We start from the raw sequence: 23,428 nt of genomic DNA on the forward strand, positions 1-23,428 counted from the left end.
AAAAGGTACAGAAAATCATAACGGCTTAAAGCCGCTATCGCTTTGCGCAGCAAATTTAAGTCGATTTTTACTGCGGGCGCTAATAATCATGGGAGAGTATCGTGCAAGGAAAAGGTACTGTAAAAAATCCTTTAACTGTTATTGCAATATTTGCTGGCACCGCAGAGATTAGTGGTACGGCTATACTTCCGTTTTTGGAAGCTGGGGCTCAGTCAACTTACATCTGGTTCCTGATGTTGTTTCCATTTACTTTGATTGCGCAATTTTTTATTACTCTAAATTGGAATCACAAAGTTCTCTATGCGCCTAGTGATTTTAAGGATGAAGATCATTTTATAAATATATTACAGAAAGCGTCTCTTAAGGATCAGATAGAAGATTTTGGTGAAGAGGCAAAAACTGAAAACGAGACTCTAATTGAGTTAGAGGGTGTAGACTTCAACGCTGATGACGCATGGGTTCAGAAAGTTGACGTATCGAGTGAGATCAAGAATCCAGGTGAGGATGGTCTTCTGGTAACTGCAATACGTTTGGAGGAAGACAGCTCTGAAATTAGAAATAAAGAAACGCGTGAGCTTTATTGGAGAGTTTTTCTAGCCGCCAATAAAGCCAGTATGCGAGATTCACAAATGGCTGAAAAACTGGCTTTAGAAAAACTGGAGAATGAACTTGGTGTAAAAATAGAAAAAGAAATGAAATTTGAGATTGGTAGAAAGCGATATGTTTTTGATGGCGTCGCTAGGTCAGGTAACCAGCTAACGACCATTGAGGTTAAGTTTATGAGGGATATGAGACGGGCTGGGGGTACCGCGTCACTGCAAACTTTAGAAAGAGTATCGAGGCTATATGACAGCTTAAGCGATGTTCAGAAGAAAGAGTTTTCATTCATATTCGCTATAGTCACGGATAATGTTGGGGAGCGGGAACTTGAATTTATCAAGAGTAGTGCGTCAAGAATGAGTTTCCCAGCGGTTGTTAAGGTATATGATTTTGACTCCCTTGCGGGCGAGTTACTTGAAGATGCTTCTTGAAAAAGATGTGCAGTGCGAGGCAAGGATATTCGTTTCGTTCCAGAATAAATATATGCTTAGTAAAAATGAGCAATAGTGCGTTAACAATTAACTCCAATGGATAGTTTCAAACGCTAATTTTAAACTGTCGCTGATCATAGGATGAGGCTGCAGATAACCCTGCAGGCTCCCATCAAAATCTGTGCCTTCCGGCGCTCCTTTGTTGCCAAATATTGATCCTTGGTTACGCATTTCAAACTGGCTATCCAGGGCAGGGATATCAAGGGGAAATTGATAATCTCTGCAGATTTTTGCCACTACCGTGCTGCAAGTAAGAATCACTTCGGCGGCAATACCGCACTACAAATCGCCAACATCTCTTTGGCAAAACATTCTTCAAACAGCAGTTCAGGCTGCTCGTCCATAATTTCCATTACTAAGGCTTTGCAGCACCGCGTAGACAGCAGTGCGCAGCGCTGGGCCTCGGCTTCGCTCATATTGCGGTGTTCGCTGAGTAGGGCATTGGCAATAACACTGATCGAGAATTTGTTTACACCGGCGATTTCGTCATAGGCTTTGTCTAGGTCAAAGCAGCGGTGGTAGCGTTGGTGAAATTTAAAATTTAATTTTAATAAACTGGCGTGAAAGCCAATGGTGCCGTCGATCATGGATTGCAGGGCAGCTTCGGCGTTCATATTGCGGTATTTCATCATTACCGCATGTTTGCGCTCTTCTAAGTACTCTCGCAGTAAATCTTCGTACAGCGCAGCGACCACCGATTCAATATTGGGAAAGTACTGGTAGAGCGAGCCAACTGAGATGCCGGTGACTTCGGCTAGGTGCAGGGTGGTGAGTGCCTCGGCGCCCTCATTATTGAGTACTTCGCGGCAGGCCTGCTTTACCGACTCTACCAGTAATCGCGAGCGTTCTTGCTTGGGTTGCTTACGGGGCTTAGGAGCTTGCATAGGCGTAAATGCGAATAAATTATAGTTATCGCTAGTATGCGCAAAAATCCTTATAAATCAAAGGGAAATAACGCGCCAGCAAAACCCGAATGCGAATAATACGCGCCGTATTTTAGCCCTATACTGTTGCTAAGCGATTGAGCTAGCAGGCCTATTTCTGTAGTGCTAAGGCAATAATTAGAGGTGTTGAAATGAAGAAAGAAGACATGATTTTAATGAGTGTAGACGATCATGTGATCGAGCCGCCAGACATGTTTAAACAACATCTGAGTAAAGCCGAGCTAGCCAAGGCGCCGCAATTTATTAGCGACGAGTCCGGTGTCGATTTTTGGCTGTTTGAAGGGCGTAAAGTCATTAACGTTGGTCTTAATGCGGTGGTTGGTCGGCCCAAGACCGAATACGGCTGTGAGCCGACCTCGCTGAGTCAGATCCGCGAAGCGGCTTACAATATAGATAAGCGCATTGACGATATGAATGCCGACGGCATTTTGAGCTGCATGTGTTTTGGTACGTTTATTGGCTTTGATGGTGGTTTTTTTGTTGATGCCAAAGACAAGAAAAACGCCGTGCGCATGGTGAGTGCCTACAATGATTGGCACATTGACGAATGGGCGGCTAAGCACCCAGGCCGGATGATACCGCTGGCGATTCTTCCGCTTTGGGACAATATGGCCTGTGTGGCAGAAATTAAGCGGGTGGTGAAGAAGGGCTGTCACGCGGTGACTTTTCCCGACAACCCCACGGTGAAGGGCTTGCCGTCTATCCATAATGCTTTTTGGGACCCAGTGTGGGCGATTTGCGATGAATTGCGGGTAGTGGTGAACTGCCACATTGGCACGGGTTATCAGCCACCGCATCCGTCTATGGAATCGCCAATTAATAGCTGGATCACCAGCATGCCGATCTCGATTGCCAATTCTGCCGCAGACTGGATGCACTTAGGCGCCTTGTTGAAATACAAGAATCTTAAAATCTCCCTCACCGAAGGCGGTATTGGTTGGATTCCCTATTTACTGGAGCGCGCTGACTTTTCTTTTGAGCAGCACGCGGGCTGGACCAATATGAGCTTTGGCGGCAAAAAGCCGAGTGAGGTGTTTAAAGAACATTTCATTACCTGCTTTATTGACGACAAATTTGGCATTAAGAATTACGCCGATATTGGTGAAGACATTATCTGTTTTGAGACCGACTACCCCCATTCCGACTGTGTGTGGCCCAATGCCGCCGATGTACTGTGGGAGAGTGTTAAAGACCTGCCCGAGCGCGTCATTAACAAGGTCACCCATCAAAATGCGATTCGCGAATTTAGCTTTGACCCAATCACCTTGCTGGGTCGCGAGAATTGCACGGTTGCTGCACTGCAGGCCCAAGCCCGCCGCGATGGCGTAGACACCAGCGTGGTGTCGGCGGGCGGTCACAATCCGCATCTTGAGGCGGGTGGCAAAGTAGTGACCTCTGGCGACGTGATTAAGCTGTTTGCCGATAATGTAGGTAAAGGCGGCGATGACGCGGCGGCCTAGGCCTCGTAAAGGACTCGCCGTATCTGCCCCAGTCGCTTTGCGCAGAACTGGGGCGTGCCCATTCACAATAATACCGAGTTAAATAATTATGTTAGATCTCGATCAAGGTGTGCCACGGCCCTTGCCCGCCACCAATGCCGATACGCAGGCGTATTGGACTGGGGGTGAGCGTGGGGAGCTGCTGATATTTCGCTGCGCAGACTGCGAATACTATGTTCATCCCCCCGTGGCTTTTTGCCCTAAATGCGAAAGTCGCAAGGTTGCGCCTTCGGCAACGTCTGGCAAAGGTGTAATCACCAGTTTTACGGTTAATCACAAGCAATGGCTGCCGTCCTTGAAGGTGCCCTACGTGGTTGCGCTGGTGTCGATTGCCGAGCAAGAAGACGTGCGCTTGGTGAGCAATATTGTGCATTGCGAGGTGGATGCGGTGTATATCGGTATGCCGGTGAAGGTATTGTTTGAGGAGAACGAAGACCTGTGGGTGCCCTTATTTGAACCGGATGTTGCGCTATGAATTCAGCCTCTAAATACCCTGAGAAAAACACCGCCATTACCGGCATAGGTCAGTCTGAGATTTCTCGCGGCAGCAGTAAAACTGGCCTAGAGTTGACGGTCGATGCCTGTATGGAAGCGATCACTAACGCAGGTTTGAGCCGAGCCGATATCGACGGCATCGCCACCTGGCCAGGTGCAGATTACAATGCCTCGGGCTTTTCGCCGGTAGGTATTCCCCATATTCAAGACGCGCTGCGCCTAGAGTTGAACTGGTATAGCGGCGCGCCTGAGGGGCCGGGTCAATTCGCGGCAATTTTTGATGCAATCGGCGCCATTGCCGCAGGGCTGTGTAAGCACGTACTTGTGTTTAGAACCTTGACTGAAGCCACTGCCCGTAAAACCGCCTTCGCCAATGCGCTAATGACATCAGGCCAGCGCGACCACGGCCTTTTTCAGTGGTATTCGCCGTATCACACCTATGCGGCGGCGATTCAGCAGGCCATGTATTTTCAGGCTTATGTGCATAGGTCGGGTATACGCGAAGAGCAATATGCGCAGATTGCGCTTAACGGACGTCGCAATGCCGCGCTTAATCCTAAAGCGGTGTACCGCAGCCCGATGAGCTTGGAAGACTATTTGGCATCGCCAATGATCTCGACGCCAATCCGCATGTTCGACTGCGATGTGCCCATCGACGGCTCTACCGCAATTATTATTTCGCGCTGGGACTGCGCCCAAGACCTGCCGAACAAGCCGATTAAGATCGAAGCGATTGGCAGCAGCATGGCCTACCGCAATTCCTGGACTCAGCTCGACGCACTGGATACCCAAGCCCAGCCCAAAGTCGCCGAGATGATGTGGTCGCGCACTGATTTAAAACCCAAGGATGTCGACTTTGCCGAGTTATACGACGGCTTTAGCTTCCACTCCATTAACTGGTTAGAAAACTTTGGTTTTTGTGAACGCTACGGCGCGGGTGACTTTATCGATGGTGGCCACAATATAGCGCTAGACGGCATGCTACCAATAAACACCAACGGCGGTGCGCTTTCGGCTGGTCGTATGCACGCCTATGGTCAGGTGCACGAGGCCTGCTTGCAGTTGTGGCGCGGGGCTGGGGAGCGCCAAATAGCAAAACCTCTAAACGTAGCCGCACTGTCGACGGCGGGCGGGCCGCTGGCGGGGGCAATGTTGTTAACCGTAGATTAGTAGGCGCCGTCAGTATTGCTGAGGTGGTTGATCGCCTTATTGAGCACGCTGATCGCCGCCTTAAGTTCGTCGTTACTGAGGGGTAATGGGTGATCTGCCTGCAGTTGATTGTGCGTGCGCCGCACTTTTTCAAATTCCTTGCGGCCCTCTGCGCTAACGGCGATCAGTTTTGATTTGGCGTGGTAGGGGTTGTCAGAAAGTTCAAGCAAACCTTTTTTGGCGAGTAAATTAACCAAGCGGCCCACGCCTTGACGACTTTGGCCAATTTCTTTTGCCAACTGAGACGCTGTCATCGGCTGGTCGCTGGCGGCCAATACGCTTAAGGCCAAGCTACCCGCGCGGGTAAGCTTGGATTTATCTAGCGACACTTCGGTGTCTTTCAGTAATAAGCCGTTTAGCTTAAATACGTGCAGCCGAAACTCGGTGCTCAAGTCAGCATTGTCCGCTTTTGATACGCTTTCTAAAGCCTGCTTTGTCAAAAATCACCTCAAAATAACCGGTCGATGTAGCGCTATGCTAATGGCTGCACTGCGCGGTAAGCCACCGCATTTTGGCCGATCTTGGTCGCCAATACCATACGCTTAATGGATTTATGTAAACTAGTTGACACTTGGTGATATGTTTACATATTATTGTTGTCAGTTGTCGGCAATCACAATAGTAATAAAACCATCGCAAGGAATAAGCCTATGTCAGCGCACACAATTAATCATTTAGAAAATACTGATGCCTACCATGAGGATGCATTGAATAGTTTGACTGCCGCTGATGTAGCGCTCGCCCATGCCCCCGCCTTGGCAATCGACGGCCCGCATTTTCTCACCGACGTTAACGAAGCCTTTGTGGAATCAATACTGTCGACTGGCGGCGCTAAACTGAGCTCCATGGCAACGGCCGACGAACATTCTGGCATGACGAGCAGACAGAAATGGACGCTCAACTGGGACGCTGCCGGGCAAAGTGCAGGCCTTCCCAAGGCGATATTCGTGAAGTCGACACCGCCAGAGCCCGCCCACAGAGAAATGCTGTCGGTGTTGCATATGCAGGAACTTGAGGCGCGTTTTTATAACACCATTCAACCAGAAATCGCGGATATTGCGCCGCGCAGTTTTTATTCGGAATTTTACGCTGGTGGGCGTTTTCTCATTGTTTTAGAAGACCTCGAATCCTCGGCGAGTAAGCCGTATTGGATTCGTGACAAGGCCAGTATTGAGCATGTTAAGGCGGTAGCGATAAGCCTCGCCAAATTGCATGCTAAGTTTTGGCAGTCGCCGCGTCTTGAAAGCGATTTGCGCTGGGTAAGACCACGCACTTGCCGCTATGGCTGGCCGTGGCTCAATGGCTTGAATAAGAGTGTACGAGCGGCCTTTGCCGAAACCGCCAGCGAGATATTACTGCCGGAAACCTCCAGGTCTATGCTGCAAGACTGGAGCCTCGGCGCCGATGCGGTGTTCAAATATATGGATACACTGCCAAGCACTGTGTTGCACGGCGACTCCCATCTTGGCAATACCTTTTCTTACAGCGACGGCAGCGCTGGGCTATTTGACTGGCAGGTTGTGTTCAGTGGTCACGGCTTAAGAGATTTCGCGTATTTTCTGTTATCTGCAATCGACGAAGACGACCGCAAGCTACACGAAAAGTCCATATTCAATCTTTATATCGACACCCTGCGGGATTTGGGCGTAGCTATTAAAACCGATGAGGCATGGAATCTTTACTGCCTCTTCGTGCTAGACCATTGGGATGCCAACATCACGGCGTTTGTGCATGGCAGCTACAACCACGACACCGCAGCGCTGGAGCGCGGCTTAATCGCAACTAATGGTTCCATTGTAGAGAATGACATTGCTGGGCGTTTATCGAGCTTAATGAAAAAATTATAAGTACTGAAACCGCCATCTTAAAGAGTAAAATTTACGATGACGGAGTGTCGTTCTAAATGAATGTTAATCGGTTTCCTGTTATGTCAAAACGCTATACAGTTGTGTTCAGATATAGTGAATTTATTTTTAAAATATTGCTAATAATGAAATTAAAAAGTGAGGGGTGGTATGAGCGTGTTTAAGGTTTTTTTAGCACTGTGTTGGTTAGCCATTGTATTTGTTACTGTGCAGGCTTTTAACCAGCAAGGCATGATTGCCGGTGAGCTGTTTGTGTCAGATATTCAGGCATTGAATTGGCGCGCCCAGTTTAATGTGGATTTTTTAGCGCATCTTCTGCTCTTGGGGAGCTGGGTAGCATGGCGCCATCGTTTTTCAGCTGCGGGGTTTGCGCTGGCTTTAGCCTGTGTGCTGGGCGGCGGACTGGTCAGTATGCTGTATATACTGGTGGCCAGTGTTCGGGCTAAGGGCGATATGCAGGTTTTGTTGATGGGGCGCTCATCGTAGTAAGCGGCGGGTAATTGGTTTAAATTTGCATATTATCTCAATATGGTTTAATTTCTGTATTTAAACTGATTTGGTTTAATATGAGCTATATAGCCCTTATTGGCGATATTGTCGCTTCAAAGTCTCTGTCAGATCGCGCTGCGGTGCAACGCCGTTTAACGCGGTGCTGTGCTGCGTTAAATAGCCGAGCCGACGGCCTAGGGATAATCTCGCCCTTTACCGTGACCTTGGGCGATGAGTTTCAGGCATTGTTTGTTGCTGCCAAGGATATTTGGCCGTGCATTGCTGAAATTGAGGCCGAGATGTATCCGGTGCAGATTCGTTTTGCCCTCGGGCTGGGAGATATTGCCACCGACATCAACCGCGAAGCAGCCTTGGCGATGGATGGCCCAGCGTTTCATCGTGCCCGCGCGGGAATTGAAACGATGAAAAAAGATAAGGTGCGCTACCGGCTGCTGGGATTGCATCGTGGCGAAGGCCTTGTTCGTCACAGTCTTGATATGCTGTCGCATAATCGTGATAAGTGGCAGCAGAATCGCCATCGAATTCTCTCTGCGCTTTTACAGCAGCAGTCGATTAACGATATTGCCACCAAGCTGGGTGTGTCTGAACAGGCGGTGTATCGGAATATTCGCGACGGTGACTTAGAGAGCGTGATAGGGCTGATGCATGAAATTGGCGTACTGATGACTGAAAGTTTGGAACAAGCGAATGAGCACTGAGTATTTAATTTACGCCATTTTAATTTTGCTGAGCCGCTTGGTGTATTTGCGCAATGACGGCCCCCTAAGCCGCCGCGCAAATCTCTTGTTAAGCGCCGTGCAAGGTCTAGCGGTGTTATTGGTATTTACGTGGAATACGGCAGGAATGGCGAGCTTGTTCGCCGTGGTGCTGGTGGCCTTGGTTAATCTCGGTTTAGAGCGTCGCCTCGATCTGAGTAAGGGTTATCGCCTTATTACGCTATTCATTCTGCTGTTATTGCCAGACTACGCCGCGTCTTTTGGTGATCGCTTTGAATTACAGCCCTGGGTACTGACGGTGAGTGCGCATTTGCAGTCGCATCTGTCGATATTGCAGTGGCCGCGCTATACCGGTGCCGATCAAATTGGCTTAATCGTTTTTGGTTTATTAATACTGGCCAACGAAGTGAATATTTTGTTGCGGGCGGTATTCCATCATTGCCACTTAGAACCCAAACCCGCAGCGGCAGATCGTGTTGACGGTGCAATTGATAATGCCGAATACAATGCCGGCAGGGTGATTGGCTTTTTAGAGCGCTGGCTGATGTTTATGATTATCTTTCAGACCGGCGAGTTTAGTGCCTTAGCGTTTATTATTGCCGCGAAAGGCCTTGCGCGAATGAAGCAATTGGAAGACAAACAATTTGCCGAATATATGCTGATTGGCACTTTTGTGTCGGCGTTGGCGGCGATTATCGTCGGCAGTAGTTTGGCGGCAATCTGATTTTGTAACTGCGTAAATTTAGCATTGCTCCGCTCGCCCTCAGCACAATTGGGTGTGCCGAGGGCGAGTGGACTCAGGTCAATGAATCATAAAGCGCTGTATGCCCTTTGGCTGGTCTACTTTAACCAGTAACTCATCTAACTTTTGGCTCAAACACAGCGAGTTTCTGGTTTGGGCTAGACGCGGCCACACCGAGCGCCGGCCGGCTAAAATTAGATTTTCGATATCATTTTCTTTGTACATAAACAGGGTGTTGCCGCGGCGGTAGCTGTTGCGGTTTAGCATAAAGTTAATGTCGCCGGTGTACTCCTGATCTAGCAGGTGATAACCGGTAGAAATTAAGTTACTGAGCGGCGCTGTTCGTGGTGACTTTTCCAAGGTGGTCTGACTTAGCTTTAGCACTTCTAAGCTGATGTTATGCACGAAGCGTCCCGCTGCCGCTTTTAGGCTATTACTGTGTAGCGCAGGCTCTTTGGCAAAGGGTAGGGCCAGCGGGTTGATTAAACTGACCAGCGAGTGATTCACACCGTATAAACGCGCTAGGCGCTTGGCAGGCAGGTCTTGGGTCATTGAGCCGTCTACCCAGCGACGACTGGGGAGGTAGGGTTTTAGTTTGCCTTGGGTATCTTTGCATTCTAATTGGACAGATTCGATCATACCGGGCACTGCCGATGATGCCATGGCGGCCGAGCGCAAAGTGACGTTGGGTGCGGTTATGGCATTTAATAATCTGGCTTTTTGATGCCGCTCTACTGGCGCTACTGCGATATTGATGTAGCGGCCAGTGTGTTCGTAGGCTTCTTGAAAAGTCATTTTTCCACAGAAGCTGTCGATGAGGTCGGCTCTTATTTGATTGGCGAGATTGCCTGATCTATCGCGGATACTTGCCCATACTTGCTTGCCCTGAATTTCTGGATAGCGGTGTTTATCTAGATACCCAGCGGCTAGTTCCTGATCGGTGAGGGCGCCTACTTGCACGCATACCCAGGAGCCAGCGCTGGCGCCGGAGATCACATTGGGCAGACAGCCTTGCTCAGCTAGCTCGGCAACCACCCCGTGGTGAAAGTAAATTAAACCCGCGCCGCCGCTTAGCATTAAGGCGGTTCTTCCGTAGCAGTGGCTTGCCCTGCGGATAAAGTCGACTTTTTCTACTTCGCTTAGACACCCCAGCGCATCATTGCAAATGCAGTCTAGGGCGGCGAGCTGGAGGTCGATGTACTCTTCTATTAAATGCTTGGTGCCGACCAAACTGCGGTGATACAGGCGGGAACTGCCCATGCCCCCCATATTGCCGTGTACACCTTCATTAAGATGGAGTAACAAGGCTTTAGGGTCGCCATTTTTGAGCAGAGTGGTGAGCCGCGCGTGCCGGCGGCTAATCTCTTGGTAATCGTAGAGACGGCTGCGCTCTACCGCCCGCCACTGCTGCATGCCAGTTAACTTGTCATGCTTGGTTGCGAGCTCATGCCACTGGGAATAACTATTTGCCTCGGCAAGTGCTTCTGTCACCTTGGTGAGCTTGGCTGAATTGAATAGCGATAATACATTGCTATTTTTCAATGGATTTCTCCCTCTAAGCTGATTTGCGAAATGCAATTATCAGCTTGGTAATTAGGCATTTTTTATACCCTGTTGGGCTTCAAGCCGCTCTATTTCCTCTCGTAGATATATAGATACTTTTTGTATGTGAGGCAGAATATCTGGGCAGGAGGTGAATGCAAAATCTAGGTTGCCGTTGTAACTGCTTACCGTAATATTGACGCCAGAGCCTTGGATGAGAACCGATGGAATATACCAAGAGTCCATTTTCGCGCCATTAAAATACAGGGCTTCTTTTGAACCTGGTACATTGGAAATCAGCATATTACTGAAGCGCCGCGCGATGAGGTTTTCTTTTGAGGCTATGTCGAGCAGCGCTGGTAAGGTGGTTAATATCATCCACGCCTGCATGCCCTGAGTAGACATTTGCTGCATATGAGATTTTGCCTTAGTGCTGGCATCCATAACAAATTGCATGCGCTCGGCGGGGTCTTCAATATGGGTACCAATGGGCACGAGTAAATTGGCTAGGGCGTTGCCACCGCTCATTGACGCGTCTGCGCTCTTTAATGCCATGGGTACCGCAGAAACCAGTGATTTATCTGGCAGCTCATTAATTTCGCTTAAAAAGCGTCGAAAGGCACCGCCAATCAAGGTGAGCACGGCGTCGTTAATGGTTGCTCCTGGAATGGAGGCGGCTTTAACTCGCGCAATGGTGAGGCTTTGGGTCGCAACGCGGCGGCGCCAAGTTAGCGGGTCGCCCATGGCTGACTTAGGCGCAGAGTAGGGGGCAATCAATTCGCTATCTTTTTGGGTGGCGGCATTGAGAGACTGCAGCGCAGCGGTGGCTAAGCTCTTTACGGAGCTGTAGTTGCTTTTTAGTTGGGTGCGCAAAACATCGGGAAGCAGGCGCGGGTTTTCTTTGATTTCTTTTTGCACGGAGCTGGGTAGGCCTACCGCCCAGAATGGCACCATATTGCGCTTTCTAGAATTGGTACTCAGCATACAGGTCTGCCAGCGCAGTGCGCGCATACCGTCGAACATGGCGTGGTGGCCTTTGGTTAAGATCGCAAAGCGACCGTCGTCAAAGCCTTCAATAAGATGGCATTCCCACAGCGGGCGTGAGAAATCCAGGGGCTGAGAGTGAATGTGAGACACCAGCTCGCCCAACTCTTTTTGGCCACCCGGTGCAGGTAGGCCCCAGCGGAAGAAATGCTGGTCGATATCAACATTATCGAGGGTTTCCCATACCGGCGAAATTTTGCGTAGCAGTGAGTCTTGGTTGAGTTTCCAATTACACGGCGCTTCACTTATCGGCACGCTGCGCATGGAATCGTAGAGATCGCGAAGATAATTTGGCCCAGCACTTTTTGGCGGCGAAAATATCTGTAATCCGCAGCCGTGCCGAGGCGCGTCTTTGGACTCTGAGTGAACAAAAATTGCATCTAGCAGCCCTAATTTTTTCATTTTCACTTCCTCTATGAAGACGCTTGAATCCGTTGCGATGAGCGGTATTTTTCTTGGATTCACTTTTGGGTTAAAAATTATTTTTCAAATTTGCCACGAATGGCGGCAAGCTGGAGCACGCCGGTCATTGCTGCGGATATTGCCATTGTTTTGTATTTTTGGGTGCGCGCGCCCTTGCTTGCCGAGTGCCCCTGTTCAATGTCTTTGTTGGCCACTAAGTTTTTAAACTCCGCTTCTGAGACGCCTAAAAGCGTAGTCGCGATTTCACGGCTGTGTTCGGCGCGAGCGGGCGCCTGCCGGATTTTGGGTTCAGGGATTAATTCGCAATGCGGCACTAGGCCATTCTCGGTTGGCAGTGGCCTGCCCGCAGTGGGCTGATGTAAGACTCGAAAGTAGCCCCGCGCACGGTAGTGGGGGTTTTGCAAAAACTCGCTAAGGCGCAGCATATCGCCAGCGGGTACGCCGTGTTCTTGAAGGAGATCCCGTATGGCTTGTGGCGAGTGTTGCTTACACCAGCTGCTCACCATTTCTTCTATTGTGTTTCTAGCGGCAAGGCGTCCGTCGCTGGTGCTGTAGCTGGGGTTTGCCAGCCAGTCATTGCGTTCCATTGCATTACACAAGCCGTGCCATTGGGCGGTGGTGCTGACCGATATGGCACACCATTGGTCGTCACCGGCGCACTGAAAAATACTGTTCGGCGCATCAAATTCGTGTTGATTACCCTTGGCGACCATGCTGCCAGGTTCTAAGGATTCGCGCAGAAACTCGGTGCCCAGTGCGGTCATAATGCATTCGGCTTGGGATAGATCGACAAAGCCGCCAAGCCCGGTGCGCTGGCGCTGAATAAGCTTGGCCAAAATAGCGGTGGAGCTCACCCGGGCAACAAAATGATCTGGGTAAATGGTAACGCCGTCGCCGTAGCCGTCGTCTTGGTCTGGGTAGCGCCACAATCCGGTAAGGGAGGTGCTGGCTCTGACGAGTGGCCCGTAACCCATAGTTTTTGCGTCGGGGCCGGTGCTGCCCATGGCGCTGCTTTCGGCGCAGATAATTCGTGGGTTTATGGCTTTTAAGGTGGCGTAGTCTATGCCGAGGGATTCTGTGGTACCCGGTTTGAAATTGGATAAGACAATGTCGGATTGCGCCACGAGCTTGTAGAACAAGGCTTTACCCTGGTCGCTGCGCAGATTGAGCCCGAGCGAACGCTTGCCCCGAGAGGCCTGTGCAAAGCTGATCGACACCGGATTATTGTCGATACTTTGCCGCAGACCATCGCCAAAGGATTTGTTTTCTAGCTTGATAACGTCGGCGCCCTGATCGGCAAACATCCGTCCTAATTCACCACCGGCAACGATAACGCCAAGATCCAGTACCCGAATGCCAGTTAGCGGACGGGCGCTGGCGCCCATGTCGCTGCCCTCTGGCATGGCGTCGCTGGTGCTGGTGAAGCGCGCCTCGTTAACGTTAAGTGGGCGGGCGGCGTGGCGTATGCCGAGCCTTCTGCCGTCGACACACAAATAGCCTGCGGGCACGCGGCCTTGGCTGCCGCTGATATCGATTGCAGTGAAAAACTCGCGCTCGGCAAAATGAGTGTTGTCGAATAACTCTGCCGGTTTGGCCAGCGGCGCAATGGGAATACCCCGCTGGCGACCTTGCTCGGCCAATTCTGCGCGGGTTTTATCGGCAAACACAGCCGCGATACGCGCATTAATCTTGTCGATATTTAAAAGCCGATTGCGAGCTTCTTTGTACTTGGGGTCGGTAAAGGGGTGGTCGTCGCCAAGCCAGTCCGACATAGCCTGCCACTGCCGTGGATTGAGTACGCAGAGGCGAATCGAGCCGTCTGCGCATTTAAATACGGGGTACATCAGGGCGACTGAGGGCAGCTTGCCAGGCTCGGCCTCGACCAGTGGCCGTGAATGCGGCGCCACTTCAACTGGGGTTCGTCCTGCGGAGGCGCTGCCAGAAGAGCCGATGCCAGGGTCGAGAATTTGCGCGAGGGCGTCGTTGATTGAATAGTCTAGTACATCGCCAACCCCAAGCCGGCGACGCTGCCAATAGGCTAATAGCGCAAGCCATGCGCCTTGTACGCCGGTTGTTTCAAGGGCCATTTCGCCGGGTGGCAGCAGTGGTTCGCGGCCAGCGCGACCAGAGCGGCTAAGCACGGTGCTCATGGCCATATGCACAGATTCACTTGCAACAAAATCTTTATAGGGGCCGCGTAAACCAAAGTCGCGGATTGACAGAATGATTAGCAGCGGGAAATCGGCATGCAGGCTTGCTAGGCTCCAACCGGCTTCTTGTAGAGCGGCAGGGAGTTCGTCGATCAATAAAATGTCGGCGTTGGCCAATAGCGAACGAATCGTATTTTGTTGGCGTTTAACTGTAAATTTCGCCGCAATTACTTGTTTGTTGGCGCTGTGAACGGCAAAGCGCAGACTCTGGCCCTCAAAGTGTGGCGCCGCGTTTAAGGCCTCATTGTTGTCATCGACTACGGACAGTATTTCGGCGCCGAGGTCGGCGAGGAAGCGGCCCGTAATATGACCTCGGCGATGGCACAGTTCCACAACCTTAAGGCCTTGCAGCGGTAATTCCGAGCTGTCTGATGTTATATCCATATTTTATTTCCTAATGACTGTGAGCCTAAAGCGTCAGGGTTTTAGTGCCGGTCGGCAGGCTTCGGCCCAATGGCGTTCGGCGCCCCCGGCTTGGTATTGTTCAAGGCCTGGGTAGGGAATACTGTCCCAATAGCGGCCTTGAATACCGTAAATAAATAAGCGTGCATACATGCGCCGCAATTCGTCGGGATTACTGCTAATCAGTGGGTCGGCAAGTAAGTTCTTACGAATATCGGCAATGCTGATGATGTCGCGAACCATGTGGCTGCTGGTTGCTAATGGCGTATCAAGTAATAGCAGCGTGATGTCGGTGCTGCGCTCGCTGCTTGGCCATGGCGTCCACTGTGCTAGCGAGTTGTTGTTAGCCGTGTTCGGCGTACCGGTGCTGGCGAAGGTGATCCAGTACTGGCGCATGGCTTCGCTGAGTTGCTGCATCTCTGTAAAGCGTCGCCCGCCGAGCAGGTAGCGCAGCCAAGGGCGTTCAGCGACCAGCCCAAACATAAACATAATCTCAACGCCGTGGCTGGCACCAACCAGCTCGGGCAGATTCATAAATGGCAGACGTGGCCAGTCGTCCCAGTCGAAGCGGTAGGCGTAGGTGGCTGCAGTATTGTGAACGACCAGGCGCTGGGCGATTTCATCGACGGCAGATGCGCGCCATAGATCCGAGAGGTAGCGAGCATCGCGCTGATAGCGCTCTGGATCTTTGGGCGTGGGCAATACACCAAAACGCATATCCACGTAGTCGTCGGTGTCGCCAGCCAAAAAAAGTTTAAACTCATCGCGATTGGCGCCAATCATGAGCGGCACCGAATAGTGCAGCGCCGGATCGGCAAAGGCTTCATGCCATGAGCAGGTGGGGAAGACTGCACCATCGGCAATTGGGCGCGGCGACTGGTACATGCCCATTACTACTTTGTTAAAGGGCGAGAGTAATTCGTCGGCGCGGAGACCGCATAGAAATTGGCGTATTGCCGATTCGTCCATGCTGTCTTGAAGGCGGCGTGCGGCATCTGAGTCGACGGCTAAACCTTGCTGTTGTAGCAATAGATTAATGACTTCTTTTGAGCTGTGCTCATGTCCGGCGATAAGGTCGTCAGAGTAGTTTTGTGCTTCATCAAGGCTGTAGCAGGTGGTGATGGCACTCTGGGCAATGGCTTTGTGGAATAAACCACGGGCCTGAGGAACCAGCAGCATACTTAAGGTGTTAATACCTCCAGCGGATTCACCAAAAACGGTAATATTGTTAGGGTCTCCACCAAATACGGCGATGTTTTCTTTTACCCAGCGCAGCGCCTGCACACAGTCTAGGGTGCCGTAATTGCCAGAGGCGTCCTCGGGATTATCGGCGCTGGCGGCCAGTGCCGAGTGGTAAAACCAGCCTAGAATCCCGAGCCGATAATTAAATGTCACCACCACCACGTCGCCAGCTGCGGCGAAGTAGGGGATATTGTAGGCGGGAATATCTGCGGCGCCGGCGGCATTGCCGCCACCGTAAATCCACACCATCACCGGCAGTTTTTTGGCGGGCTTTTCCGGCGCCCAAATATTCAGGTATAGGCAGTCTTCGCTGCCAGCGGGTTTGCCGTGGTCCGCCTTTTTAAAACCACCAGTGGCGCTGCCGACTTGCGCGGGTTTATTGCCGGGTGCTAGTGCTTCACGCACGCCTTGCCACGGAGCGGGTGGGCGTGGTGCCTTCCAGCGCAGTTCATTAATGGGTGGCGCGGCAAAGGGGATGCCCTGCCAGCACAATAAACCGTTGCGATCTTTGAAACCGATTAACTCGCCGTAGCGCGTTTGGCGCAGGCTTTCCGCTGCCGTAACTCTGGGTGCTGGGGTCGTGCGTCGGCGATACCAGTAATAAACTGCAATCGCGAAAAGAGCGACAAGCAAAAAATTAGTCATGTCCTTATGGCCTCAGGGCTTGCTGTTTACACAGGCCAACATGGCCTCGGGGCTATCGGCATAGTCTTTGGTGGTGTCGTGCATGCGCAATGCGCTGTCACGGCGACTGGCTTGAAAGGAATAGCACAGCTCGGGTTGCTCCATCGCCGCCGCGCTGGGGTAGTTGTCGTGCACCATGGAGCGCCCGCCAGACACGAGGAGGGCGCGGCGCAAAATAGTGGCGTACTCACCGTGCTCTAAATCTAGGGACTCAGTCCATTCCCGAAAGCCCCGGCCTAATGACTGGCGATGGCCGGTGTCGTTATCGATGATATCGGCTTTTTCGCTGCGCCATTGCATAACGATTTTACCATCTTGCTCTAGGTGTATGGTGGTGGGGCCAAAAATTGGATTTTTGTGGTTTTTCCAGCCGAGAATTTCTCTGTTTTCGGTAATGGCTTGATAGTGCCGGTGTGAAATTCCGCGCACCGCATGGGCCATAACAAGGCCGGTGAGATCAAAAATATGCGTGCATTGCTCGCGCATGGCAAGGCGTTGACCAATGTCGCTGCTGCGCGCAGATAAGGTTTTACCCACTAATGGCTGCAGGGCTTGGGGAGCAAAGGCACAGCTAGCCCAAGGGTAGCGAGCAGCCGTCGCGGACACGCCGGTAATAAGCTCGCCATCATGGCTGAGTGTTACGCCAAAATGATGAAAGTCATCTTCTAACCAACCAACGACGGTATTTGCATCCCAGCGTTTTAGATCGATCATACGGCGGGCGCGGCCGGTGTCGGTTTTAGTTTCGTCGATAAATTTATGATCTATTGTTAGCGCATTTTCTGGAGCGTCGGCCATATTATTGCTGCCTCAAGAGAGTGGTGGGCGATCACCACTCGCGGCTAAAGGATTGTGCTGGCCCACGTACTTGAGCCAGCTTTGGGCTTCAGGCCGATGCGGGGGTTAAGGTGACCGCACAGCGTCCGTCCAAACTCGCGGAGAGCTGAAGGCGGCCATCGGCATCCGCTTGGTGTTGCGCGCTTTGCCCTGCAATCACGCAGTCGTAGCTGGCATTGGCTTGTAAGCGTTCGATAACAAACGTGATGTCGCGATTGCCATCGCCGGGATACAACACGAGCTCCAAATCTGCGCCGCTATGGCTAAAGGCCTTGGCGACAAGCACTTCTGGGTATTTGATGCCAGATAGAATCGGGCCTTTTAATGCAGATTCAGCGGGGCCTTTGAGTACCGAGTTGAGGTAGTCATTGGCGCCGAACATGAACGCACGGGCCAAGGTGGTGTTGGTCGAGCATGAGCCGGGGTAGACGGCCGTGCCGTTTTCAAATTTTGGCGGATACATTTCTTCAAGCAACTGCTCTGCGGTGTTTGCCGCTTCGGCATCGCCAAATTCTTTGGCGGCGGACAGCAGATTTTGAATATTGGCTTGCTGACCTTGGCTGTAGTTGCCCATGTCAACGCCTTTGCCTTCGAGCTTAATTTTCAGTACGCCGTCTTCGCGATAGAACATCTCGGCGCGGGCCAGTGCCCAAGCTTCTTTGGCGCGCTGGTGATTGATGGGGTTGAAATACAATGCGCGGCCATCGTCAGCGAATGGGAATGGCACTGCGAAGCCAGTCAGGTTAGAACGCAGGGCGATAACGCTGCCGTCGGCTTGGGTGAATTCGGCGTCGAGCTGCTTAATAAACTGCGGATAAATATCTTTAAAATGGGTGGTGCCAAACAAGCGGTCGTAGAGCGCCAGTGCCTTCATGCCCATAAAATTACAGGGCGTATAAACCCAGTTTGGCTCGCAGGGGTAGAGGCAGAAGGCCTGTTCGTTTTGGTTGTTAACAATCGAGCCAATGACGCTGTGAATGTCGTGCTTGTACTGTTTGTTATCGCTGTAGATAAAGGTCAGCGAGCCAGGTTCGGCGTAACGCATGTCGCCAGTGTTAGACATATACTGGCAAATTTGCAGGCCGAAAAAGCCGGTCAGCATGATATTGTCTTTGGCGCAGGGATCAAAATTGAAATTGAAATTGCCCCACATATTTTCCAGCGGCCAGTAACCCCAAATTGGCTTTTGTAACATTTGCTCAATAAGGCGCTGCTGCGCTTCGTTTAAATAGCCGTGAAAGTTTGGTGTGTAGTGACACTGCATTTCGGCCAGCGCATAGCTAACGGTATTAATCTGGTAGCGCAGCGCTGAAGTTTGAAACTGGTCAATTTTGTTATAACCCTGAAATTGGCCAATAGGCTGTAGAGCGCGTTCATAAAGATAGCGTGCAGAGGCTAATTGTTTCTCGTCGAGTTCACGGCTGCCAGCGGCAGCTTCGGGAATGGCGCGGGCGTCGACATTACTCAATGCTTTTGCTAAATAGGCTTTGCGCTTTTCGCGGCGGGCAACGGCTTCGCTGAGTTGCTTGCGATTTTTGTAAATATCGCGGCCTTCGCGCAGGGCAACCAGTGCAAGAACTAGATGCGGAGCATACGGCCACACCACGGTGGTGTCGCCCATCATAAAGGCGGGAATGATGGCGCCTAATACCCAAACCGAAATGGGCGCGAGAATATTACCGGTACCAAACCACACTACTAGCGTTAGCCAGTACAGGCCGTAAAATACCGGAATCATTAATAGTGACCAGCCACCCATGGCAGCAAAACCACCGCCCGGCCATAACAAGCCTAAGCCCGCGCTTTGCAGGGCAGGGGACAGGCCAAAGACACTGGGCAGTAAGCCGACAATCGCTATGGCAAGAAAGAATAATTTGGTGCGTTTCAGTCGCGCTTTTGACAGTGGCCCAGCGCTGACCTCGCGATTAAAGCGCGGATCTTTTTCAATATTACTTAGGGCTTGGTCCATATCAACCTCAGGATAAAATTATGATTGGTGTTGTGGTGACGCTAAATTTAAATGCGTCGATTTAATTACAAATAAAGTCGTAAGCACCTTTAAAAAATGAGGCTTCTATTGGTGCATCGGCGGACACAACATGTGGTCTGCCAAGGTCGAGTTCGTGTAGCATGTGGCGCCAATGCATGGTGCCAAAGCTTACCGTTGCCAAAATGAGCAGGGTGGGAACGGCGCTGCGTCGCAGCCTGTAGCGCAACGACATGTCTTTTTTGGCTAGCTGTGCGGTATTTGCCGTCACTAAACCGGGATTGTCGCTGACGGCATAACCCAAAAAGGCTTTTAAGCGGCGCCAGTACACCAATACATTGGTGATAATCATCGCCGCAAAAATACAACAGGCCATATTCTTACTCCTTAGCCTGATGTGCTTGGATAGCCGCCGCCGCCAAACAACTGGTCTGCGGCATTGCGATCTAATTGCCCGTCGGGCTTGCGGGGCAGGCTATCGACGACATCGACGAGCTTGGGCTTTTTGTACGAGGCCATGCGGCTACGGCAGTGTTCAATGATGTCTTCTGCGCTCGCACGTTCACCGGTTTTAAACACCACAATGGCTTTCACGTTTTGCTGCCACTTAGGGTCGGGCACGCCGATAACACAAACGTCTTGAATGGCGGGGTGCTGGCGAATACAGGCTTCAATTTCGGCGGGGTAAATATTCTCAACCCCAGATTTAATCATGGTGGTCTTTGGGCCGACAAAGGCAATGCTGCCGTCCTCTAGGCGTTTGCCCAAATCGCGGGTGAGATGCCAACCGTGCTGGCTGCGCCGCGCATTCTCAGTGTCGCGATTGTAATAGCCGCTCATCACTAGCGCTCCACGCACCGCAATTTCGCCGGCCTCGCCAATGGCTTTGTCATTACCCTCGTCGTCGACAATGCGCACTTGCGCCAGCGGTGAAACGCGGCCAGCGCCACCGCCGCCTAAAAAGCCCAAGCTGACAAAGCCCATAATTTCCGTCTGGCCGTATACCCGCGCTTGTTTGGCAAAAGGCGAGTCTGCGGGCATTACTAGTGGACTACTCCACTCGGGCGCTGAAGGATCGGACCAAATACTGCTCACGTCGTATTTGCCGTCTTTATTAATTTCCCGCATTTGCTCAACGGTGGGCTGGGCAACAAAGGCATGGCTGACGCGCTCGCGCGCAATCAATTGCAGCATTTCTTCCGCGTTTACCCTCGCAACAAACAGATTTTTACCACCGAAGCTAAAGGTCGCCCATGTTGCGAGCATGGTGCCCAAATGGAACAGCGGCCCAGAATTCAGGTTGGCCGATTGGTCGGTAATGGAATAGCCATAGGCGATCATCAAGCTTTGGTAGAGGATGGCCGATTGCGACAGCAGTGCAGCATTAGGTTTGCCGTCGAAGGCGGCGGTATACATTGCCACCAAAGGTACATCTGGATGCACTGGAATATTTGGGTCGGTGTCGGCTGCGCCGAGTAACAGGGCTTCGTAACTTTCCTCATCATTGCCGTCGTGCTGTATCCAGCGGCCTTGATGATTGGCTTTGTTTTTTGCTTCGAGCAAGGTCTCGCCAATGTCGGTCTGTTGCCAGAGCGTAATGTGGGGCGTGAAATCGTCGATGACCGCAGCCATTTCGTCGCTGCTCATGCGCCAGTTTACCGGACACACCATGGCGCCAATTTTAGCCGCCGCGAGCAGCGCTTCAAAAAGCCGAAAGGAGTTTTGGCCCAGCCAGAGAATGCGACTGCCTTCGGTTAATCCTGCGGATAGCAGCAGATTGCTCAAGCGGTTTACGCGGCGATCTAGCTCGGGCCAGCTAAGTTTGATGTCGCCATCCAGTACTGCCAGCATGTGCGGGCGCGAGCGGGTGTGCTCGCGAAGTACATCGCCGATACCGTGCATGCGGATTGCCTGATACTGCTTGTCGCCAAAACTCATGGTTAGACCCTATGCTTGCATTTTGTAAAGGTATTCATGCTGGGATGATTCGCGGATCTGGATTACCGCAGTCGCAGCCGCCGTTATGGACTTTGGCTTTTAAGCCGGTGTGGTAATTTTTGAATTCCACACAGCGGTTAAGGCGATTTGTTAGCACAACTTCACCATCGATCTCTTCAACATTCCACTCGAAGCGATCGATATGGGCACCGGCGCCTTGGCTGCATTCAACGGCAACCGCAGGGCCAATCTCCATCCAGCGGTAGACGTCGAGATTAGGAAAGGCTTTGAGTCTTTCGTAGGCATCGGGTCTTGCCCAAACTTTCATGCCGTCGAAGAGTTCTTCGGGCTTAAAGCCCAATTGCGCTAAACCGTCGAGCACGTCGCCGCTGATACCGGCGGCGCCAGAGAGGGCGAACATACGGACGATGGATTCGACGCGTTTGGCGTCCCATGGCGTGGAGTCAGCGGAGGCCGCAACCATGCCGTAGGTCATTACGGCGCGCTCAAAGGGCATCATGTGCGCGCCTTCGTCGAACAGCGAGGTAATAAGAATGTTAGCGCCGGTGCGAAAATGGAAGGTGTTTAACACCCGCAATATGGCGCGCCGTGAGCGGTCTATTTCCATCAGTGAAAACGGCAGCGAGGTTTTCTCACCATCGACGTTAAGGTAGCGACCAACCGCGATTGGGCTTAGTGTGGTTTGGGTTATTTGGCTCATGATTTGCTCACCCTCGGGATTTTATTTGGTGGGCCAAGTTTTAATAGCGCTTCGTTCGACATCAGCTCTACGCTAATAGGGATATCCAGTTCGCTTTGCAGCTTGCTCGATATACGTTCGCAGAGTGCGGCTTCGTCGTCGTGCAGTTCGTCGGGGTCAAAGCCGACCCGCAGTCGCAGTGCGTCCATTTCGCGCTGGGGGCGAATCATTTGGAACAGGCCACTGCGGGTTTCTGGGAAGTCGCCAATAAATGGGAAAATATCGATAGGCAGAACTGAGCGTCCGCCAATCAGCATTTCATCGCCCTTGCGACCTACTGGCTTCATACGGCCGTGGGTGCGGCCGCAGGTGCAGGGCTGGCGGGTGAACGAGATAAGATCGTCGGTGCGGTAGCGGATAAACGGCGCAACATCGTCGGTCAATGCGGTAACGACTAATTCGCCACGGCTGCCGTCGGGCATCTCGATATTGTCATTGGGGTCTAAATGCTCGATAAGGGCGATGTCTTCCCAGGTGTGCATGCCGTCGTGGGCTTTGCATTCCATAGCGGTGGCAAGGTCACCGAGTGAGCTGAGTTCGAATATCTCTAAACCCCAGCCTTCAACAATTTTGCGCAGATTGGGGCTCATTGGCTCGCCGCCAAACACCACGCCTTGAATGGATGAAAAGGCTTCGCGCAGGTCGTCGCCAGATTTTTTCTGGTAGGCGTCAAGTCCCATAATAATGGGCGTGGAAATCATAAACAGTGCCTTTGGCCGATGTTCCCGTGAGATTTTAACAAGGTAGGGAATCTCCAGCGGCGAATGCTGAACGGCGATTGGAATCATGCCGCAGTCCATCCAGCGGTCGGCGTTCAGGCCGTCACGAAAGGAAAATAACATGTAGGCAAACTTGTCGTTGGCGCGCACGCCGATCTGCCACAATTCGCGTTTAAGCCCGTTCACCACCGCGTTGTCTTCTGGCCGTGGCAGCGGGGTTGGATCGCCGGTGGTGCCAGAGGTGAAACCAACGCCGCGCAAATGGGGCGCGCTAACACAGGCCAAACCGCCGTAGGGGTCGTTGTGTTTGTCGCGGTAGGCGCGAATGGTGTCTTTGTCCATAAACGGCACTTTTGCTTTAAAGTCAGCAAGCGATTTAATGTCGTCGGGGGTAACACCGTGTTGTTCCCAGAGATCGCGCACCAGCGGCGAGCGTTCATAAACGTAGGGAACCAACTGCAGAATACGCGCTTCCTGCAGTTTTTCCAGCTCCGCCCGGGGCATGGTTTCTACCGTCGGATCGAAAAATTGATCATTTGTTATTGTGGTCATTTCTAATTACCTTTTGC

Annotated in this window: 20 protein-coding genes; 8 read left to right on the plus strand and 12 right to left on the minus strand. The window is 51.8% G+C overall.

Annotation, left to right across the window (positions count from 1 at the left end; genetic code table 11):
* Nucleotides 1-101 precede the first annotated feature (101 nt).
* The gene (locus tag P1U47_RS03545; RefSeq protein ID WP_301027190.1) at nt 102-1,031 is read left to right on the plus strand and encodes a hypothetical protein; all 930 of its coding nucleotides are present in this window, start codon (nt 102-104) and stop codon (nt 1,029-1,031) included.
* 317 nt (nt 1,032-1,348) lie between these two features.
* On the opposite strand, the gene P1U47_RS03550 is transcribed toward P1U47_RS03545, so the two are convergent.
* Nucleotides 1,349-1,975, minus strand: a complete 627-nt coding sequence (locus P1U47_RS03550; RefSeq protein ID WP_301027192.1) for a TetR/AcrR family transcriptional regulator — start codon at nt 1,973-1,975, stop codon at nt 1,349-1,351.
* Between the two features lie 191 nt (nt 1,976-2,166).
* Here P1U47_RS03550 and P1U47_RS03555 point away from each other — a divergent pair, with 191 nt between their 5' ends.
* The 3 genes from P1U47_RS03555 (at nt 2,167) to P1U47_RS03565 (ending at nt 5,199) form a co-directional block, all read left to right on the plus strand.
* Entirely contained in the window at nt 2,167-3,495 is a 1,329-nt protein-coding gene (locus tag P1U47_RS03555; RefSeq protein ID WP_301027193.1) for an amidohydrolase family protein, read from the plus strand.
* Between the two features lie 88 nt (nt 3,496-3,583).
* Nucleotides 3,584-4,009, plus strand: a complete 426-nt coding sequence (locus P1U47_RS03560; RefSeq protein WP_301027194.1) for an OB-fold domain-containing protein — start codon at nt 3,584-3,586, stop codon at nt 4,007-4,009.
* Nucleotides 4,006-5,199, plus strand: a complete 1,194-nt coding sequence (locus P1U47_RS03565; protein ID WP_301027195.1) for a thiolase family protein — start codon at nt 4,006-4,008, stop codon at nt 5,197-5,199. The genes P1U47_RS03560 and P1U47_RS03565 overlap by 4 nt, the downstream gene beginning before the upstream one ends.
* Here P1U47_RS03565 and P1U47_RS03570 read toward each other — a convergent pair.
* On the minus strand, nt 5,196-5,678 hold the full coding sequence (locus P1U47_RS03570) for a helix-turn-helix domain-containing protein (protein WP_301027196.1): 483 nt from the start codon (nt 5,676-5,678) through the stop codon (nt 5,196-5,198). The two genes, P1U47_RS03565 and P1U47_RS03570, sit on opposite strands and share 4 nt — an antisense overlap.
* A gap of 210 nt (nt 5,679-5,888) precedes the next feature.
* Here P1U47_RS03570 and P1U47_RS03575 point away from each other — a divergent pair, with 210 nt between their 5' ends.
* The 4 genes from P1U47_RS03575 (at nt 5,889) to P1U47_RS03590 (ending at nt 9,053) form a co-directional block, all read left to right on the plus strand.
* A complete protein-coding gene (locus tag P1U47_RS03575; protein ID WP_301027197.1) occupies nt 5,889-7,085 on the plus strand; it encodes a phosphotransferase in 1,197 nt (398 codons plus the stop codon).
* A gap of 168 nt (nt 7,086-7,253) precedes the next feature.
* A complete protein-coding gene (locus P1U47_RS03580; protein WP_301027198.1) occupies nt 7,254-7,589 on the plus strand; it encodes a hypothetical protein in 336 nt (111 codons plus the stop codon).
* A gap of 80 nt (nt 7,590-7,669) precedes the next feature.
* Nucleotides 7,670-8,311: a SatD family protein gene (locus P1U47_RS03585; protein ID WP_301027200.1), complete on the plus strand. Its 642-nt coding sequence runs from the start codon at nt 7,670-7,672 to the stop codon at nt 8,309-8,311.
* Nucleotides 8,301-9,053, plus strand: a complete 753-nt coding sequence (locus P1U47_RS03590) for a hypothetical protein (protein ID WP_301027201.1) — start codon at nt 8,301-8,303, stop codon at nt 9,051-9,053. The genes P1U47_RS03585 and P1U47_RS03590 overlap by 11 nt, the downstream gene beginning before the upstream one ends.
* 78 nt (nt 9,054-9,131) lie before the next feature.
* On the opposite strand, the gene P1U47_RS03595 is transcribed toward P1U47_RS03590, so the two are convergent.
* The 10 genes from P1U47_RS03595 to P1U47_RS03640 form a co-directional block, all read right to left on the minus strand.
* Complete coding sequence (locus tag P1U47_RS03595) at nt 9,132-10,613, minus strand: DUF3336 domain-containing protein (RefSeq protein WP_301027202.1); 1,482 nt, start codon at nt 10,611-10,613, stop codon at nt 9,132-9,134.
* A 51-nt stretch (nt 10,614-10,664) separates the two neighbouring features.
* The gene (locus P1U47_RS03600) at nt 10,665-12,059 is read right to left on the minus strand and encodes a wax ester/triacylglycerol synthase family O-acyltransferase (RefSeq protein ID WP_301027203.1); all 1,395 of its coding nucleotides are present in this window, start codon (nt 12,057-12,059) and stop codon (nt 10,665-10,667) included.
* Nucleotides 12,060-12,136: 77 nt separating this feature from the next.
* Nucleotides 12,137-14,674 (minus strand): CoA transferase, encoded by a 2,538-nt coding sequence (locus P1U47_RS03605; RefSeq protein ID WP_301027204.1) that lies wholly within the window; start codon nt 14,672-14,674, stop codon nt 12,137-12,139.
* A gap of 33 nt (nt 14,675-14,707) precedes the next feature.
* Nucleotides 14,708-16,579: a carboxylesterase family protein gene (locus tag P1U47_RS03610; RefSeq protein ID WP_301027205.1), complete on the minus strand. Its 1,872-nt coding sequence runs from the start codon at nt 16,577-16,579 to the stop codon at nt 14,708-14,710.
* 12 nt (nt 16,580-16,591) lie between these two features.
* Nucleotides 16,592-17,416: a DUF2889 domain-containing protein gene (locus P1U47_RS03615; RefSeq protein ID WP_301027206.1), complete on the minus strand. Its 825-nt coding sequence runs from the start codon at nt 17,414-17,416 to the stop codon at nt 16,592-16,594.
* 88 nt (nt 17,417-17,504) lie between these two features.
* Entirely contained in the window at nt 17,505-19,424 is a 1,920-nt protein-coding gene (locus tag P1U47_RS03620; RefSeq protein ID WP_301027208.1) for a hypothetical protein, read from the minus strand.
* Between the two features lie 61 nt (nt 19,425-19,485).
* Nucleotides 19,486-19,818, minus strand: coding sequence for a hypothetical protein (locus P1U47_RS03625; protein ID WP_301027209.1), 333 nt, complete (start codon nt 19,816-19,818; stop codon nt 19,486-19,488).
* An 11-nt stretch (nt 19,819-19,829) separates the two neighbouring features.
* Nucleotides 19,830-21,380 (minus strand): AMP-binding protein, encoded by a 1,551-nt coding sequence (locus P1U47_RS03630; RefSeq protein ID WP_301027210.1) that lies wholly within the window; start codon nt 21,378-21,380, stop codon nt 19,830-19,832.
* 34 nt (nt 21,381-21,414) lie between these two features.
* The gene (locus P1U47_RS03635) at nt 21,415-22,101 is read right to left on the minus strand and encodes a hypothetical protein (RefSeq protein WP_301027211.1); all 687 of its coding nucleotides are present in this window, start codon (nt 22,099-22,101) and stop codon (nt 21,415-21,417) included.
* On the minus strand, nt 22,098-23,411 hold the full coding sequence (locus tag P1U47_RS03640; RefSeq protein WP_301027212.1) for a hypothetical protein: 1,314 nt from the start codon (nt 23,409-23,411) through the stop codon (nt 22,098-22,100). Before P1U47_RS03640 ends, P1U47_RS03635 begins: the two co-directional genes overlap by 4 nt.
* Nucleotides 23,412-23,428: the final 17 nt, after the last annotated feature.

The organism is Zhongshania sp. (assembly GCF_029212375.1).
Lineage (GTDB): Bacteria > Pseudomonadota > Gammaproteobacteria > Pseudomonadales > Spongiibacteraceae > Spongiibacter.

What these genes read in the sequence shown, in the direction of transcription:
- P1U47_RS03550 (WP_301027192.1), bottom strand. Translation starts at nt 1,975, where the DNA reads ATGCAAGCTCCTAAGCCCCGTAAGCAACCCAAGCAAGAACGCTCGCGA.
- P1U47_RS03555 (WP_301027193.1), top strand. Translation starts at nt 2,167, where the DNA reads ATGAAGAAAGAAGACATGATTTTAATGAGTGTAGACGATCATGTGATC.
- P1U47_RS03560 (WP_301027194.1), top strand. Translation starts at nt 3,584, where the DNA reads ATGTTAGATCTCGATCAAGGTGTGCCACGGCCCTTGCCCGCCACCAAT.
- P1U47_RS03565 (WP_301027195.1), top strand. Translation starts at nt 4,006, where the DNA reads ATGAATTCAGCCTCTAAATACCCTGAGAAAAACACCGCCATTACCGGC.
- P1U47_RS03575 (WP_301027197.1), top strand. Translation starts at nt 5,889, where the DNA reads ATGTCAGCGCACACAATTAATCATTTAGAAAATACTGATGCCTACCAT.
- P1U47_RS03580 (WP_301027198.1), top strand. Translation starts at nt 7,254, where the DNA reads ATGAGCGTGTTTAAGGTTTTTTTAGCACTGTGTTGGTTAGCCATTGTA.
- P1U47_RS03585 (WP_301027200.1), top strand. Translation starts at nt 7,670, where the DNA reads ATGAGCTATATAGCCCTTATTGGCGATATTGTCGCTTCAAAGTCTCTG.
- P1U47_RS03590 (WP_301027201.1), top strand. Translation starts at nt 8,301, where the DNA reads ATGAGCACTGAGTATTTAATTTACGCCATTTTAATTTTGCTGAGCCGC.
- P1U47_RS03600 (WP_301027203.1), bottom strand. Translation starts at nt 12,059, where the DNA reads ATGAAAAAATTAGGGCTGCTAGATGCAATTTTTGTTCACTCAGAGTCC.
- P1U47_RS03605 (WP_301027204.1), bottom strand. Translation starts at nt 14,674, where the DNA reads ATGGATATAACATCAGACAGCTCGGAATTACCGCTGCAAGGCCTTAAG.
- P1U47_RS03610 (WP_301027205.1), bottom strand. Translation starts at nt 16,579, where the DNA reads ATGACTAATTTTTTGCTTGTCGCTCTTTTCGCGATTGCAGTTTATTAC.
- P1U47_RS03615 (WP_301027206.1), bottom strand. Translation starts at nt 17,416, where the DNA reads ATGGCCGACGCTCCAGAAAATGCGCTAACAATAGATCATAAATTTATC.
- P1U47_RS03620 (WP_301027208.1), bottom strand. Translation starts at nt 19,424, where the DNA reads ATGGACCAAGCCCTAAGTAATATTGAAAAAGATCCGCGCTTTAATCGC.
- P1U47_RS03625 (WP_301027209.1), bottom strand. Translation starts at nt 19,818, where the DNA reads ATGGCCTGTTGTATTTTTGCGGCGATGATTATCACCAATGTATTGGTG.
- P1U47_RS03630 (WP_301027210.1), bottom strand. Translation starts at nt 21,380, where the DNA reads ATGAGTTTTGGCGACAAGCAGTATCAGGCAATCCGCATGCACGGTATC.
- P1U47_RS03635 (WP_301027211.1), bottom strand. Translation starts at nt 22,101, where the DNA reads ATGAGCCAAATAACCCAAACCACACTAAGCCCAATCGCGGTTGGTCGC.
- P1U47_RS03640 (WP_301027212.1), bottom strand. Translation starts at nt 23,411, where the DNA reads ATGACCACAATAACAAATGATCAATTTTTCGATCCGACGGTAGAAACC.